This window comes from Natrialba sp. INN-245 (assembly GCF_009807105.1).
Taxonomy (GTDB): Archaea; Halobacteriota; Halobacteria; order Halobacteriales; family Natrialbaceae; genus Natrarchaeobius; species Natrarchaeobius swarupiae.
Genome location: NZ_WUBV01000040.1, coordinates 1 through 15147, shown reverse-complemented (window position 1 = coordinate 15147; position 15147 = coordinate 1). Strand labels below are relative to the sequence as shown.

The 15147-nt window shown below is 61.8% G+C and carries 10 protein-coding genes; 7 read left to right on the top strand and 3 right to left on the bottom strand.

Going from position 1 to position 15147, the window contains the following annotated elements:
* Nucleotides 1-5 precede the first annotated feature (5 nt).
* Nucleotides 6-614, bottom strand: a complete 609-nt coding sequence (locus GRS80_RS12690; RefSeq protein ID WP_149081941.1) for a TetR/AcrR family transcriptional regulator — start codon at nucleotides 612-614, stop codon at nucleotides 6-8.
* Nucleotides 615-905: 291 nt separating this feature from the next.
* Here GRS80_RS12690 and GRS80_RS12685 point away from each other — a divergent pair, with 291 nt between their 5' ends.
* From GRS80_RS12685 to GRS80_RS12660, 6 genes are all read left to right on the top strand, one after another.
* Complete coding sequence (locus tag GRS80_RS12685) at nucleotides 906-2651, top strand: COG1361 S-layer family protein (protein WP_200840385.1); 1746 nt, start codon at nucleotides 906-908, stop codon at nucleotides 2649-2651.
* A 9-nt stretch (nucleotides 2652-2660) separates the two neighbouring features.
* Nucleotides 2661-5150: an MMPL family transporter gene (locus GRS80_RS12680; protein WP_160047884.1), complete on the top strand. Its 2490-nt coding sequence runs from the start codon at nucleotides 2661-2663 to the stop codon at nucleotides 5148-5150.
* A gap of 76 nt (nucleotides 5151-5226) precedes the next feature.
* Nucleotides 5227-5475 (top strand): hypothetical protein, encoded by a 249-nt coding sequence (locus GRS80_RS12675; RefSeq protein ID WP_160047883.1) that lies wholly within the window; start codon nucleotides 5227-5229, stop codon nucleotides 5473-5475.
* A gap of 166 nt (nucleotides 5476-5641) precedes the next feature.
* Entirely contained in the window at nucleotides 5642-7792 is a 2151-nt protein-coding gene (locus GRS80_RS12670; protein ID WP_160047882.1) for a thioredoxin domain-containing protein, read from the top strand.
* A gap of 137 nt (nucleotides 7793-7929) precedes the next feature.
* Entirely contained in the window at nucleotides 7930-9393 is a 1464-nt protein-coding gene (locus tag GRS80_RS12665) for an ATPase domain-containing protein (RefSeq protein ID WP_160047881.1), read from the top strand.
* A gap of 75 nt (nucleotides 9394-9468) precedes the next feature.
* Complete coding sequence (locus tag GRS80_RS12660; RefSeq protein ID WP_160047880.1) at nucleotides 9469-10482, top strand: HAMP domain-containing sensor histidine kinase; 1014 nt, start codon at nucleotides 9469-9471, stop codon at nucleotides 10480-10482.
* Between the two features lie 9 nt (nucleotides 10483-10491).
* Here the strand turns inward: GRS80_RS12660 and GRS80_RS12655 are convergent, their stop codons facing one another.
* The gene (locus GRS80_RS12655; RefSeq protein WP_160047879.1) at nucleotides 10492-10887 is read right to left on the bottom strand and encodes a thioredoxin family protein; all 396 of its coding nucleotides are present in this window, start codon (nucleotides 10885-10887) and stop codon (nucleotides 10492-10494) included.
* 149 nt (nucleotides 10888-11036) lie between these two features.
* On the opposite strand from GRS80_RS12655, the gene GRS80_RS12650 reads away from it, so the two are divergent.
* Complete coding sequence (locus GRS80_RS12650; protein WP_160047878.1) at nucleotides 11037-12305, top strand: GTPase; 1269 nt, start codon at nucleotides 11037-11039, stop codon at nucleotides 12303-12305.
* 818 nt (nucleotides 12306-13123) lie between these two features.
* Here GRS80_RS12650 and GRS80_RS12645 read toward each other — a convergent pair.
* Nucleotides 13124-14386 carry an Nramp family divalent metal transporter gene (locus GRS80_RS12645; protein ID WP_160047877.1) on the bottom strand — a complete coding sequence of 421 codons (1263 nt, stop codon included), beginning with the start codon at nucleotides 14384-14386 and terminating at the stop codon, nucleotides 13124-13126.
* Between the last annotated feature and the right edge of the window lie 761 nt (nucleotides 14387-15147).

Here is a 15147-nt window from a genome sequence, read left to right as displayed (position 1 = left end):
CGGGGTTAGTCGGCGAAGAGTCCGTCGACGACGACGTCGATCAGGAGGTCGCGGGTCTCTTCGTACTGCGGTGAGCAGTCGTCGACTGGGAACGCGTCCTTACACTGGCTGACGAAGATCAGCATCCGGAACAACGAACTGATCGCCGTCGGATCGTCGTATCTGAACGTAGGATGGTCGGTCCACTCCTCGGCATATTTGAAATCCCGCTCGCGGATGTTCTCGCTGAGCGCTCGCTTTTCGTCGTCCGAAAGCCGATCCTGAAGTGAGTGGAGTTCGCCATCGACGACGAACCGGTGAACGAGCGGGTTCGTTTCGACCTCCTCGAGCAACGTTCGGAGAGTGAGCCGAACCTGCTCACGTGGCGAATCGACGTCGGCGATCGATTCGGCGATCGTCTCGTCGAGACAGTCGCGTTCCCGGATCAGTACCTCGGCGTAGAGCTGTTCTTTCGAGTCGAAAAATTGGTAGAACGTGCTCGTCCCGATACCGACCGCCTCGGTTATGTCTTTGATCCGCGTTCGCTCGAGTCCGAACCGCGCGAACAGCGCTCGCCCCTCCTCGAGGAGGTGTCCCCTGATGCGGTCGCGTTCCTCGTCGCTGAACCCCTTCATCGCGCTAGTCGTCGGATTATCTGTCGACGGCGTGTGTGTTTCGGTTCTACCGTGTTCTGAGACCCCTCATCCGGTGTCGTGGACGTGTTTTGGTGTGTCTCGGCCATGGAGTACGTTGGTATACGAACTCATGAATCAAAACATTTTTTGTTTTTGTGTTTCTCTATCCAGTATGGACACGTTAGGAATCGAACGTAATCGTGGCCGACAGCGTCCGTACGGCGAGTGCACGAACGGACTCTCGGACGATTGTCAGCCCGATCGGCGGCGCGGTCGGTGGAGGGTCGGTGGATGAACGGGCGAACGGCCGGAATCGTCGTCGTCGCCGCGCTCGCGGTGATCGGCGGCGCGGCCGGTCTCGCTCTGGCGGGCGGATCGACCGCAGCCGATCTCGGCGAGAACGGCACGGTCGAGTCGGTCGCGGACGAGGGTGTCGACGACGGCGGATCCGGGGAGACCGTGACGAAATCGGTTCGAACGGAGAGCCAACCGACGTTGCAACAACAGCAACCGCCATCGGGTGAACTGACGCTCATCCGCGGGGAACCCGACCTCGAGGTCCACGCCCCGGAGCCGAAGGTCCAGTCGGGACAGACGAACGAGGTTCCGCTGCAGGTCTCGAACAGTGGCCATCTCAGGCTCGGACCGGCGGATCAGCGCGAACTCGTGACGACCGCCCGGAACGTTCGCGTCGACGCCGACGCGAGCGGGACCCCGCTCACCGTCGAGAGCGGCGAGGTGTCGGTCGGAAGCGTCACCGAGAACCAGCCCAACGAGGCCCCGATCGCGGTCAGCGTTCCGGACGACGTCGACGCGGGGACGTACACGATCGACCTCGACGTCTCCTACTCACACACCTACCAGCGGTCCGGAAACGGCGTCACCGACGATCGGTCCCGAACGTGGTCGACGTCGATCGACGTCGAGGTCGACGACGACGCCCGGTTTACGATCACCGACGCGAAGACTGACGCACAGGTCGGCGACTCCGGGACGATGGAAGCGACCGTCGAAAACGTCGGTGACGAGACCGCACGCGACGTCACCGTCGTCCTCGAGTCCTCGAGTGCGGGCTTCGCGTTCGGCGAGAGCGCACAGGATTCGGCGTGGATCGGCGAACTGTCGCCCGGCGAGTCGACGACCGTCGAGTACGACGTCGCCGTCGCGCCGAACGCGCCCGTCCGCGGCTACACGCTCGACGGCACCGTTCAGTTCAAGACCGACGACGGTCTCCAACGCGTCGACGAGAGTCCATCGGTCGGCGTCACTCCGAACGCCGAACAGCAGTTCTCGGTCACTGACGTCGAATCCGATCTCCACGTCGGCGAGGATGGCGACCTCCACGCCGTCGTCACCAACGACGGCCCCACGGACGCACAGAACGTCGTCGTCCAGTTCACCGACGAGTCGCCGAACGTGATCCCGATCGAGCAGGGCGTCAGCGTCGGCTCGCTCGAGGCCGGCGAGTCGACCTCGTTTCGGCTCCCGATCGAGGTGAGCGGTGAGGCCGAACCCGTCGCCCGGACGATCGATCTCGGCGTCCAGTACCGGAACACAGCGTTCGAACAGCGCTTCTACGAGGACGTCGAGGTCGTCGCGGGCGTCGAACCGAAACGCGACCAGTTCGAGGTAGACGTCCTCGAGCGAGAGATCGCCGCCGGCGACGAGCACCACGTCACCGTCGAGGTAACGAACAACCTCGATCAGACGGTGACCGACGTCGAGGCGCGGCTGTTCGCGGACGATCCACTCGACAGCGACGACGACGAAGGGTTCGTCGAGGAACTCGAGCCAGGGGAGTCGGTGACGATGACCTTCCACCTGAGCGCCGACTCGTCGGCAGCCGCGAAGACGTATCCGGTCTCTTTCGACTTCCGGTACGACGACGAACGAGGGAATAGCCAGCTGTCGAATACGATTCGGGTCGCGATCGACGTCACGGAAAGCGGTGGCGGGTTACCCGGATTCCTGATCGGAACGATCGTCCTGACCGGCCTCGGACTGGGTGCCGGCGCGTACGTCTACCAGCGGAGATAGAACGACACGATGATAGATATCGGAGCGCGGATCGACGAGGCGACGGCCCGGCTCAACGAGACGATCGTCTCCCGATCGAAGACGATCATCGTCGTCTTCCTCGTTCTCACCGCCGTCTTCGCCGGCGGAATGGCCGCCATCGAATCCGAGGAGGGAGAGATGGACGCGTTCACCGAGGGCATTCCCGAACAGGACGCCCTCGACGCGGTCGACGAGGAGTTCGAGGGCGCGTTCGACGCCGGCGAGGAATCGACGCAACTGGTCCACACCGGCACCGACGTCCTGACCCGCGAGGAACTGGTTCGATCCCTCGTCGTCCTCGAGCGGGTCGAACAGCGCGACGACCTCCGAATGGAGTCAGCCGACGGGCCGGCGACGGTCGTCGCACAGGCGATCGACCCAGAGGCAGAGACCGCGGCCGAACAGCGCCGCGTTCTCGAGGGGGCAACGAACGCCGAGGTCGACCGGACGATCAGAGCGCTCGCCGACGATCCGGCGTTTGCGAGTATCGTCTCCGAGGACTTCAATCCGAACGAGGCCTCGGCGTCGGCGGCGATCATCGTGATCGACCACGACGTCCCGGGCGAGTTCAGCGACGACGATCTGACCGACACCCAGCGAGCCGTCGAATCGATCGCCGACGACGAACCGACCGATCTGCGTGCGTTCGGCTCCGGGATCGTCGACGAGGAGTTCGAGAACATCATCGAGGACTCGATGGCGATCGTGATGCCGATCGTCGTCTTGCTGTTGCTCGCGTTTCTGGCGGTCGCCTACCGGGATCCGATCGACCTCGTCTTGGGGCTACTCGCGCTCGTGATGACCGTCGTCTGGACGTTCGGCTTCCTCGGCTACGCCGGGATTCCGTTCGGACAGATGATGATCGCCGTCCCCGTCCTGTTGCTGGCGGTCGGCGTCGACTTCGGCATTCACATCGTCAACCGCTATCGCGAGGAGACCGTCCAGGGGTTCGAACCGGTTGCTGCGATGCGGACCGCGAACAACCAGCTCATGATCGCGTTCGTCATCGTGACGACGACGACGGTCTTTGGCTTCGGAGCGAACGTCATCTCCGATCTCGCCCCGATTCGCGACATGGGAATCGCTTCGAGCGTCGGGATCGTCTTTACGTTTCTCATCTTCGGACTCTTCTTGCCCGCGGCGAAACTCGAGGTCGACCAGCTCCGCGAGCGCTTCGGCGTCCCCGAGTTCGGCTCGACGCCGATCGCCTCCGAGGAGTCCTCGTTCGGCCGACTGCTGTCGGTCCCGGCGATCGCTAGCCAGCGCGCGCCGGTCTTTTTCGTCGTCGTCCTCCTACTGGTGGGCGTCGGCGCGGCGGGGTACGGTGCCGGCGTCGACACCACGTTCGACGAGGACGACTTCCTGCCGCCGGAAGAACAGCCGGGATACGTCGAGTACGTTCCCGAACCGTTCGCCCCCGGTGAGTACACGATCACCGGAACGATCAATCTGCTCGAGGATCGGTTCGCGACGAACCAAGACGAGTCGGTGACGATATACGTCGAGGGGTCACTCGAGGAGGATCACGCGTTAGAAGCCCTCGAGGCGCCGAACGACGATCCGCCGAGTAGTCTGGCGGTCGGCGACGGCGGGGGGGCGGAGGCCCAGAGTATCGTCACGGTGATCCACTCCTACGCCGAACAGGATCCCGAGTTCGCCGCACTGGTCGAGCGAAACGACCGAAGTGGAAACGGGGTTCCCGATCGGAACCTCGATCGGGTGTACGACGAACTGTTCGCCTCACCAGCCGGCACGGAGGCCGAACGATACCTCACGGACGATCGCCGGGGCGCGAAACTCGAGTACGCGGTCGACGCAGACGCCGGGCAGAGCGAGGTCGCAGCCGACGCCGGCACGTTCGCCGAGGACTTCCGGTACGGATCGACTGCGACCGGCGAGATCGTCGTCTTCGACGCCGTCAGCGACATCATCTTCGCGTCGGCGATTCAAGGGATGATGCTCGCGGTCGGACTGACGGCGGTGTTTCTCGTGATCGCGTACGCAGTGCTCGAGGGGCGACCGTGGCTCGGCGTGGCCAACGTGTTCCCGATCGTCATCGCGGTCGCGTGTCTGATCGCGACGATGCGGCTGCTCGGTATGCCGCTGAACGCGCTCACGGCGACGATTCTCTCGATATCGATCGGAATCGGAATCGCCTACTCCGTCCACACGACGGCGCGATTCATCGACGAGTACAACCAGCTCGCCGAGCCGGTGCCCGCGCTCACGACGACGCTCTCGGGCACCGGCGGCGCGCTCGCCGGGAGCATGCTCACGACATCGATCGGAACCGGTTCCCTCGCGTTCGCGATCACGCCGGTTCTGGGCGATTTCGGTCTGTTGATGGCACTCAGCGTGTTCTACTCGTTCGTGGCGTCGATCGTCGCGTTACCACCCACGCTCATCCTCTGGGCGAGGTTCGCCGACTCGACTGACGGTCTCAGTGCCCTTACACAGCGACTCGGGATTCGAGAGTAGCAGTCGGCGCTCGGCCGACGGCGTACCATCACACGTTGGAAGCGACCTTTTGACCGGTCGTCCACTTCCACGGACAATGATCCCACTGACTGCGGAACCGACGATCCGCCGCGACGAAGACGATGACGAGGGCGAAGCCGACCTGGAGGACCGCCTCGACTCCCTCGAGCGCGAACAGACACGACTCGAGCGGACGGCGTCCGGACTCGCGCGGGAGTCGAACGTCTCGATCGGGCGTTCCTGTCCGCACTGCGAGGAGGCCTACATGATTCAGCGAACCGACTCGATGTACTGTCCAGCCTGTCGAAATCGGACGGGTATGTGACCGAACGCCAATCAGCCAGTCAGCCAGGTTCGACGGAGCAATTCGAGGTCACCACCGGTCCTGAAGTTCGTCTGTCAACCGTCGCCTGAGACGGATCACGACCACGACTATCGTTACCAATTACCATTACCACGTCCTTTTACATGACCCGCTCCTAGCCCCGGCCATGACCGACCCGACACGGCGCAATCGGCTCGACGAAGAGGAGAGTCCGTATCTGCGCCAGCACGCCGACAACCCCGTCAACTGGCAACCCTGGGACGACGACGCACTCGAGGCCGCCCGCGAGCGCGACGTTCCCATCTTCCTCTCGATCGGCTACTCGGCCTGCCACTGGTGTCACGTGATGGAAGAGGAAAGTTTCGCCGACGAGGAGGTCGCGGAGCTTCTCAACGAGGAGTTCGTCCCGATCAAAGTCGACCGCGAGGAGCGCCCCGACGTCGACAGCATCTACATGACGGTCTGTAATCTGGTCACCGGTCGGGGTGGCTGGCCGCTGTCGGCCTGGCTCACCCCCGACGGACGGCCGTTCTACGTCGGGACGTACTTCCCGAAAGAGGAAAAACGCGGCCAGCCGGGATTCCTCGACGTCCTCGAGAACCTCGTCGACTCCTGGGAGACCGACCGCGAGGAGGTCGAAAACCGCGCTGACCAGTGGACCGAAGCGGCCCGGGATCAACTCGAGGAGACGCCCGCCTCGATCGGCGCGGACGAACCGCCGACGAGCGACGTCCTGATTCGGGCCGCCGAGGCGGCGGTTCGAAGCGCCGACCGCAAGCACGGCGGCTTCGGCGACGGCGGCCCGAAGTTCCCCCAGCCCTCTCGGTTCCGGGTGCTCGCCCGCGCGTCCGATCGAACCGGCGAGGAGCGCTACCGCGACGTCCTCGAGGAGTCACTCGACGCGATGATCGACGGCGGGCTGTACGACCACGTCGGCGGCGGATTCCACCGCTACTGCGTCGATCGCGACTGGACAGTTCCCCACTTCGAGAAGATGCTCTACGACAACGCCGAGATTCCGCGGGCACTGCTCGCCGGCTACCAGTTGACGGGCGAAGACCGGTACGCCGACGTCGTCGCGGAGACGATGACCTTCCTCGAGCGCGAACTCACCCACGAGGAGGGTGGCTTCTTCAGCACCCTCGACGCCCAGAGTGAGGATCCCGAAACCGGCGAGCGCGAGGAGGGCGCGTTCTACGTCTGGACGCCCGCGGAGGTTCGGGAGGTCCTCGAGGACGAGACCGACGCCGACCTGTTCTGTGACCGGTACGATATCACCGAATCGGGGAACTTCGAGGGGACGAACCAGCCCAACCGGGTAACGTCAGTTTCGGAACTCGCCGACCGTCACGACCTCGCGGAGGACGAGGTCCGGGACCGACTCGAGTCGGCCCGGAAACGGCTGTTCGAGGCCCGCGAGAAGCGACCGCGACCCCGTCGCGACGAGAAGGTACTCGCCGGCTGGAACGGGATGATGATTTCGACGTGTGCCGACGCCGCGCTCGTCCTCGGCGAGGACGACTACGCCGAGATAGCGGTCGACGCCCTCGAGTTCGTCCGCGATCGACTCTGGGACGCCGATTCGGGGCGGCTCTCTCGGCGGTACAAAGACGGGGACGTGAAAGTCGAGGGCTATCTCGAGGACTACGCCTTCCTCGCACGCGGCGCGCTTGGCTGTTACGAGGCCACCGGCAACGTCTCTCATCTCGCGTTCGCACTCGACCTCGCCCGCGTGATCGAAGAAGAGTTCTGGGACGAAACCCGCGGGACGCTGTACTTCACGCCCGAGAGCGGCCAGTCGCTGGTCACGCGACCGCAGGAACTGGGCGACCAGTCGACGCCCTCCGCCGCGGGGGTCGCCGTCGAGACCCTGCTCGCACTCGACGGATTCGCAGACGAGGACTTCGAGAGGATCGCCGCAGAGACCCTCCAGACCCACGCCAACCGCCTCGAGACGAACGCACTCCAGCACGCGACGCTCTGTCTCGCAGCCGACCGCCTCGAGTCCGGCGCGCTCGAGGTGACCGTCGCCGCGGACGAACTCCCCGCGGAGTGGCGAGACCGGTTTGCCTCGCGACATCTGCCCGACCGGCTGTTCGCACGCCGACCCTCGACCGACGACGAACTCGAGGCGTGGCTCGACGAACTCGGTCTCGAGGACGTACCGCCGATCTGGGCCGGCCGTGAGGCTCGCGACGGCGAACCGACGCTGTACGTCTGTCGCGACCGGACGTGTTCGCCGCCGACCCACGACGTCGAGGACGCACTCGAGTGGCTCGAGAGCGAACCCGAGTCGGGATCCGACGCACCGATATAACACGACCGACCGGCGATGTTCCACAACCGATCCGCCGTCAGAACCCGGATCAGAAAGGCCACTACCCGTAGGTTTATTCGACACTCGTCCCTCTAGAACGGTCACGATATGAGTATCGACACGAGGACGATCGGCGGATGAACGCGGATTTACCGACGATCGAAACGGGGGTTTCCGGGCTGGACGAGATTCTCTACGGCGGACTGGTGACGGGCAGACTCTATCTCGTCGTCGGGAGACCCGGAACCGGGAAGACGCTTCTGGGGATGGAGTTCCTTCAGACCGGGATACAGGCCGACGAAACCGTTCTCTTCGTCCACGGCGAGGAGTCGCGCTCGGAGATCGTCGCGAACGCCTCGAGTTTCGGCATCGATCTCGACTCGGCGGCATTTCTCGACCTCGGTCCCGACTCCGATTTCTTCGACGCCGACAACGCCTACGATCTGGTCGACTCGCGGGATCTCGAATCCGAGCAGTTCATCGAGGAGATCCGCGAGGCGATCGAGGAGATCAACCCTGACCGGGTGTTGGTGGATCCGATCTCACAACTGCAGTATCTCGAACCCTCGGAGTACCAGTTTCGCAAGCGGCTGATCTCGTTCATGCGCTTTTTGAAGGGGCGCGGAACGACGGTGGTCGCGACGATGACTCCCGCCGCGTCGCGAAACGACAACGAGGTTCGCTCGCTGAGCGACGGCATCGTCGAACTCGAGCGCGGTGACGGCGGGCGACGGATCTCCGTGCCGAAACACCGCGGGATCGGTCAGCAGGATGGCACGCACGGACTCGAGATCAGGGGGGACGGACTCGAGGTCTACCCGAGCCTGATCCCGTCGGGCCCCGCGAGGGAATTCGGCCCGGAACGGCTCCCCTTCGGAATCGACGAACTCGACGCGTTGCTCGACGGCGGCCTCGAGCGGGGAACGGCGACGTTCGTCGCCGGTCCGACCGGAGTAGGAAAATCCACGGTCGGAACGCAGTTTCTCGGCGAAGCCGCCAGTCGCGGCGACGATCCCGTCGCGTACCTCTTCGAGGAGTCACCGAAGACGTTCGTCCATCGCTCGGAGTCGATCGGCATCCCCATCGGCGAGATGGAGGCTGCCGGAACGCTCGCGATCGAGGCCGTCGAACCGCTGACACTCTCGGCCGAGGAGTTCGCCCAGAACGTCAAAGAACGCGTCGAAATGACGGAGACGGGAATCGTCATGATCGACGGCGTCGAGGGATACAAGGTCGCCCTCCAGGGCGAGGAGAGCAAACTCGGACGAAAACTCCACGCGCTGATTCGCTACCTCAAAAGCGAGGACGTCGCCGTGCTCTTGCTCGACGAAACCGACCAGGCGGCAGGTATGCCGAGCGCGACGAGCGCGAACATCAACTACATCGCCGACAACGTCGTCTTTCTCAACTACGTCGAGACCGACGGCGAGCTTCGGAAGGGGATCGGCGTGTTGAAAAAGCGAGCCGGGAACTTCGAGCGGACGATCCGGGAGTTCGAGATCACTCCGGACGGAATCGTCGTCGGCGAACCGCTGACTGACGTCCGGGGAATCCTCGAGGGGACGCCCACGAGCAGGTCGATGGCCGACAACGCAAAGTAGCAACCGCCCGGAGTCGTACTGTGACGTTTTTCGACTTCTCCGAGACAGACCAGCAGACGTGCGGAGGAATCGATCATGAGTGAAGACGACGGGACGATCCAGCTTCTGATCGAGGACGACGCGAACCGAACGGCGCTCGCAGAGCTTCTCGAGGGGCGCTACGAGGTCCGGACGGATGACACCGAGTTGACCGGCGACGTCGTCCTGGTCGACGACTTCTCCGTTCCGACCTACCGTGACCGCCTCGAGTCCCTCGGGACATCCCCGTCGTTCTCGCCGGTCGTCCTCGTTCGACGCGAGGGGACCCGAATCGACCTCGACCTGACCGATTCAGGGGACAACTATCGGCTGGTCGACGAGGTGATTACGGCACCGGTTCGCGAGCCCGTCCTCCACCGACGGCTCTCGAATCTTCTCGTTCGACGGCGACAGTTCGAACGACTCGAGGAACAGAACGAACAACTCGAGCGGTTCGCGAGCGTGGTGAGCCACGACCTCAGAAACCCACTCCAGGTCGCACAGGGCCGTCTCGACCTGCTCGAGTCGTCGGTAGCCGACTCTGAGCGAGAGCACGTCGAGCACGCCCAAGAGTCCCTCGACCGGATGGATTCGCTCATCTCCGACGTCCTGGCGCTCGCTCGAGAGGGAAACGAACTCGAGAACCCAACCGAGGTCCAGCTTTCGACCGTCGTCGCAAACGCCTGGTCGGTCGTCGCGAGTCGGGACGCCGACCTCGTCGCCGTCGACGAGGGCGCGATGGTCGTCGCCGACGCCGACCGACTCTCGAGCGTCTTCGAGAACCTGTTTCGAAACGCCGTCGAACACGGTCGAAGCGACGTGACGATAGAAGTTGGGACCACTGCCGACGGCTTTTACGTGGCCGACGACGGGCCCGGAATCCCGCCCGAGAAACGCGACGACGTCTTAGAGCGGGGGTACTCGTCCGCCGAGGGGACCGGTCTCGGACTGGACATCGTGACCTCCGTCGTCGACGCCCACGGCTGGGAGCTTTCGGTCGGCGAGAGCGACACTGGCGGTGCCCGCTTCGACGTCAGCGGCGTCGAACTGGTTCGAGCGAGTCGGGCGTAACCGTCCCCATTAGGCCCCGAGGGCTGCTTCAATCTCTCGAGCCAGCCAGATTGCGGGCGGAAGCTCCTCTTCTTCGACGAATCGGGTAATCTCCTCGCCGTCACCGTCTGCGCCGGCGGGTGCGCGTTCGACGACGACAGTCGGAATGTACTCGATGTCGTACTCTTCGACGCCGGGGCCCTGTTTGTCCTGGTCGACCGCAACCTCCTCGATGCGCTCATCGGGAACGTCGGCCGCCTCGAGTGCCGCGCCAAAATCCGGGAGCAGTTTGCGACAGTCCTTACACCAGTCGCCACCCCAGACCCGGTAGACGAGTTCGTCGTTGTGTGCGTCGAGCGTGTCGACGGCGTCCTTGTAGGAGGCTGCGTCCCACGTCGGGTTCGGGTTCATCGTCTCGAGACTCATACGGACCGATTGCGTGGCAAGGGGCTTAACGACCGTGTTTCTCGAGGACGGCCGTGCCCCGGCGGACCGTCGGCGGTCACGCCGACGATAGATGCCGGATTCGCTGTCGGCGGATGGCTTTTCAAGTGCCGGTCACGACAGTACAGTCGATGGCAGTCGACCCAGAGAAGTTCAAAGCCCTCCGGAAGAAGTTAGATCGACTCGTCGAATCGGCTCCGATACGCGAGGAGAATCGAGAGTTCGCCGTGAACAACGTTCTGGGTCCGGCGTTCAGCGAGATGGACGATTTGATCGACGACTCGAGGCCGCCGCGGCTCTACCTGTTCGGGCGCTCGGGTGCAGGAAAGTCGTCGCTGATCAACGCCCTCGCGAACAAAGATGCCGCGGAAGTGGGAAGCGTCGAGCCGACGACCGTCGAGTCCGAACTCTATCACATCTCCTTTCCCGATCGGTACGCGAGCTGGGACGTCGTCGACTCGCGGGGGCTGTTCGAGAGCGTCCCGCCGGACGGGGACGTCCCCGCCGACACCGTCTCGCTCATGAAACGGGATCTCGAGGAGCACCGTCCGGATATCGCGATCCACGTGATGACGCCGGATCACGTCCGGGCCGGTGAGGAGGACTTCGAGACCGTTGCACGGCTCCGCGGAGAGCTCGACGCCCTGTTTCCGCCGGTCGTCTACTGTCTGAACAAGGTGGATACGCACCTCTCTCCGGGCGGCGACTGGCCGCCGGAGACGAACCCCTCGCTCGCCGGGGATATCAAGTCGAACCTGGATTTCGTCTCCCGCGTGCTCGAGGAACCGGAGCCGACGGCCTTCGAGGAGAACCAGCCACTGCGTGGCTACGAGTTCGACTCCGAGGAGAACGTCGGCGTCGTCCCGACGTACGTCAAAGACGAGCCCTACTGGAACGTCGAGACCCTGTCGTGGTTGATCGGCGATTTTTTGCCGATCAGCGCGCGATTGCAGTTCAATCAGGCCCAGCGCCGGGAACGGCTGATGCGGAAGATGGCCCGGAGCACGACGAATCGGTTTAGTTCGATCGCCGCCGGGATCGGTGCGACGCCGATGCCCGTCGCCGACATCGTCGTTCTGAGCTCTCTACAAGCGGGGCTCGTTGCACTCATCGGATCCTACTCCTGTCGGGAACTCGAGTGGGCGACCGTCCAGGACTACACGAGCGCGGTCGGCGTCTCGGCCGTCGGCGGGTTGGGGGCTCGAGAGGTCGCCCGGTCGCTCGTCCAGCTTGCACCCGTCGGCGGACAGGCGATATCCGGGGCCGTCGCCGCCGGGACGACCTGGGCCATCGGCCGATCCGCGGAGGAGTACTTTTTCAACGACAACGTGGTCAAACCGTCCGGGTTGTTCGAGAAGGGGAAAAAACGATTCCGAGACGCGAAGTTCCCATCGCTATAAGCGGTTCGGGACGCGATTTTTCTGGATCGGTGATCCGAAATGTCGCGGTGTCGGTACGTCAGACCGCCGGGTACGATCGAGTGTGCATTGATTTTGCAGTGATGGCCTCGAACAGTTCGTATCCGACTCTTCGTCTACTCGAGAAACGGGTCGCACAGGCGAATGATGTAACGCAATAGAGCATAAACTATACGTCAACTGGTAAAAACAGCGTGCAACATCCAGAGAATCAAGTCAGCACGACGCTCACCTTCATTCCACGCTCTCTCGAATGAACCGGCTGCTCACTGCGTGTGCTTAGTGAACGCTGCAATTCCTACCAGTTAAAATATATTTCCCGCTGTCGTGCAAGATACAGGGCGCATATCTTGCAAAGCAGATTGGTCTGATACGGCGGAATTCAGAGAAGCGTTCATAACACCTATTTCTCGTGGTATTTCACCGATACGTATAGGTGTCTGTCGTTGCTCGGGTCGATCAAGTACTTTGAGGGAGGGTGTCATACAATAGCCCTCAGGCAGAATGTTCTAATCCCCAGGATACAAATTGAATTCTGAGATGGTGTTTTCTGGAAGTGAGATGCAGAACATGACCCGTATAATCACCAGACAGTGAGTGTGAGACGTATTCTATGACATCCTGTACGACGTTATTATGTGTGAAAATTGTCGAAAATCTATTAATACGGTGTGAGCAACCGAGAACGATGAGTCACTCACTCTCGTTTTCGCCGGATTAGCGGAGAACGCACTCGTTGTCCCCAATATCCCAACTTAAGTATGAAACTAGAGTCTCAAGAGAAATGAGTGGCCCTACCGTCAGAACCCACCGCCAGTGATGAGTTTAGCGAAGTCTTGGATAGACAGAATCGCTAGGATAACCGCGAGTAGTACAAGTAGTGCATTGACACCGTTTAGCGCTTTCGAATTGGTGTACTCGCCCATCGTCTCGCGGTCGTTAACCGCCCAGAACAACAGGATGGCTGCGACCGGCAGCGCGAAGATTCCGTTGTACATCGGAAACAGGATCACCATATCAACGACCGATAAATTTAGCCACCAGCTCGCCAGTGGCGAGAACACGCCGATCCCGGTCATTCCTGCGAACATGACGTTGAACATCCGATCTCCTTTTTGAACCGGGTATCCCGCAGCTTGCGGAATGATGTAGGCTGGCGTCCACATGATCGGGATGATACTGTTGAACGCTGCGACGATCACGCCGCCGACGAACAGCACCATCGCCCATGTTCCAAGTACATCAACCAGCGCCTCACCCGGCGTAATGAACGACTCAAGCTCAGTGTAACCCATCGGGCGCAGTAATGCTGCTGCGCCGATCAGGATTGCAACCATCGTGATCCCGCCGACTGCATAGCCGATTGCCAAGTCCCTCCGAACCTCCGGGAGGTCGCTCTCGTCAGTCCAACCTTTGGTATCCACTAGGATCGATTCCAAGAAGAAATTCGGCCACAATGCGGTCGTACCGAGCAGCCCCGCTACCATCGCCAGCGCACCCAACGAGTCAGTGCCCGGGACGAACCCGGTAGTAATACTGCTTGGATCAGCACCGCTCGGCAGGGCAACGATCACGAAGATGACCATCAGCGAGAGCATCATTGCGATCATCATGTTTTCGACAGTGTCGTAGCGCAATAGTCCGACACCGATCGCAGCGAATGTCGTGAGTACGGCAATGGGTTGCCAAGCGACGACACCCCCGAGCAGGAAGGAGAGACCAGCACCGACCGCGGCGACCAACCCGAGCGTCCAGGCGATGCAGCCAATCGACAGGAAGAGTGCAATCGTTATCGCCAGTGGCCGGCCAAGTTTTTCCCGGGTGAACACCATCAGCGATGTTCCGTGGATACCTAGCCGAGCGCTCATGTCTTGGGCCATGAATCCGAGTAATGCCGCTCCCACGGCGGCCCAAAGCAGTGTGTATCCGTGCATGGCGCCAGCTTGACTGGCAATGAACACCGAGCCAGAGCCGAAGTAACTGGCGACCATTACGAACGCCAGCCCGTACTTCTGTGTGAATTCGACCACGTCCTGAAACGGGGTGAAGTTCTTCGTGCTCATACGCTGTTACTGGTTTTTGGACGGTCGATACGCAACAACGAGAGGAATCCGATACAAGCCCACGTTCTTCCCGCAAACTGTACGTTGTGTGATGTGATTGTATCTCTCATAGTCAACGGTTAGTCCAATATTTCGCCCGTTTAAATTGCCACAACAGGTGTTTTTGACGCCACAGGACGGGACCAAATCGAAATCGGAGCCTATAGTTACTAGTTGTCAAAGACTGAAAGCTCTTGGGAAGTAGTCAAGAGCTATTTCAGACTGATGGATCTCAATCGAAACGGTGGGTGAACTTCGGAAACGCTTATTAGTGGATCACAGATCGCTACCGATTCGTTTTGCCCCCCTGCGTTCCGATTTTGAATCCACTTTCTGAGGGCACCGCAGAAAGGGGTGTTCTGACGAGAACACCCCGCCCCAATCACCAGTGATTCTCGCCAGAAGCGAGCCGTCACCACAGAAGCACCAGCAGACAGCGATAAACGATACTTTTTGCCCGACTATCCAGCCGATTTCTCCCGCTTCGCCTCCGATTCCAGGAATCCGGAGGCTCGCTTCAGGTTTCTGCCTATAGCTTTCGCTATTGACCCGTTTTTCACCTTGATTTTCCCTGTGAACTTCGTTTTCTCCCCGTCTTTGTGATACATCTCGTTGATCAACGACTCATAGTGATTAAGTAAGTTATTTACCGATAGACAGTGTAGAGCTGGTAATGGGTCGGCTCGACGACGTCACGCTTGAGGAACTCCACTGGCTCAAAG

What these genes read in the sequence shown, in the direction of transcription:
- GRS80_RS12675 (WP_160047883.1), top strand. Translation starts at nt 5,227, where the DNA reads ATGATCCCACTGACTGCGGAACCGACGATCCGCCGCGACGAAGACGAT.
- GRS80_RS12670 (WP_160047882.1), top strand. Translation starts at nt 5,642, where the DNA reads ATGACCGACCCGACACGGCGCAATCGGCTCGACGAAGAGGAGAGTCCG.
- GRS80_RS12665 (WP_160047881.1), top strand. Translation starts at nt 7,930, where the DNA reads ATGAACGCGGATTTACCGACGATCGAAACGGGGGTTTCCGGGCTGGAC.
- GRS80_RS12690 (WP_149081941.1), bottom strand. Translation starts at nt 614, where the DNA reads ATGAAGGGGTTCAGCGACGAGGAACGCGACCGCATCAGGGGACACCTC.
- GRS80_RS12680 (WP_160047884.1), top strand. Translation starts at nt 2,661, where the DNA reads ATGATAGATATCGGAGCGCGGATCGACGAGGCGACGGCCCGGCTCAAC.
- GRS80_RS12685 (WP_200840385.1), top strand. Translation starts at nt 906, where the DNA reads ATGAACGGGCGAACGGCCGGAATCGTCGTCGTCGCCGCGCTCGCGGTG.
- GRS80_RS12655 (WP_160047879.1), bottom strand. Translation starts at nt 10,887, where the DNA reads ATGAGTCTCGAGACGATGAACCCGAACCCGACGTGGGACGCAGCCTCC.
- GRS80_RS12645 (WP_160047877.1), bottom strand. Translation starts at nt 14,386, where the DNA reads ATGAGCACGAAGAACTTCACCCCGTTTCAGGACGTGGTCGAATTCACA.
- GRS80_RS12660 (WP_160047880.1), top strand. Translation starts at nt 9,469, where the DNA reads ATGAGTGAAGACGACGGGACGATCCAGCTTCTGATCGAGGACGACGCG.
- GRS80_RS12650 (WP_160047878.1), top strand. Translation starts at nt 11,037, where the DNA reads ATGGCAGTCGACCCAGAGAAGTTCAAAGCCCTCCGGAAGAAGTTAGAT.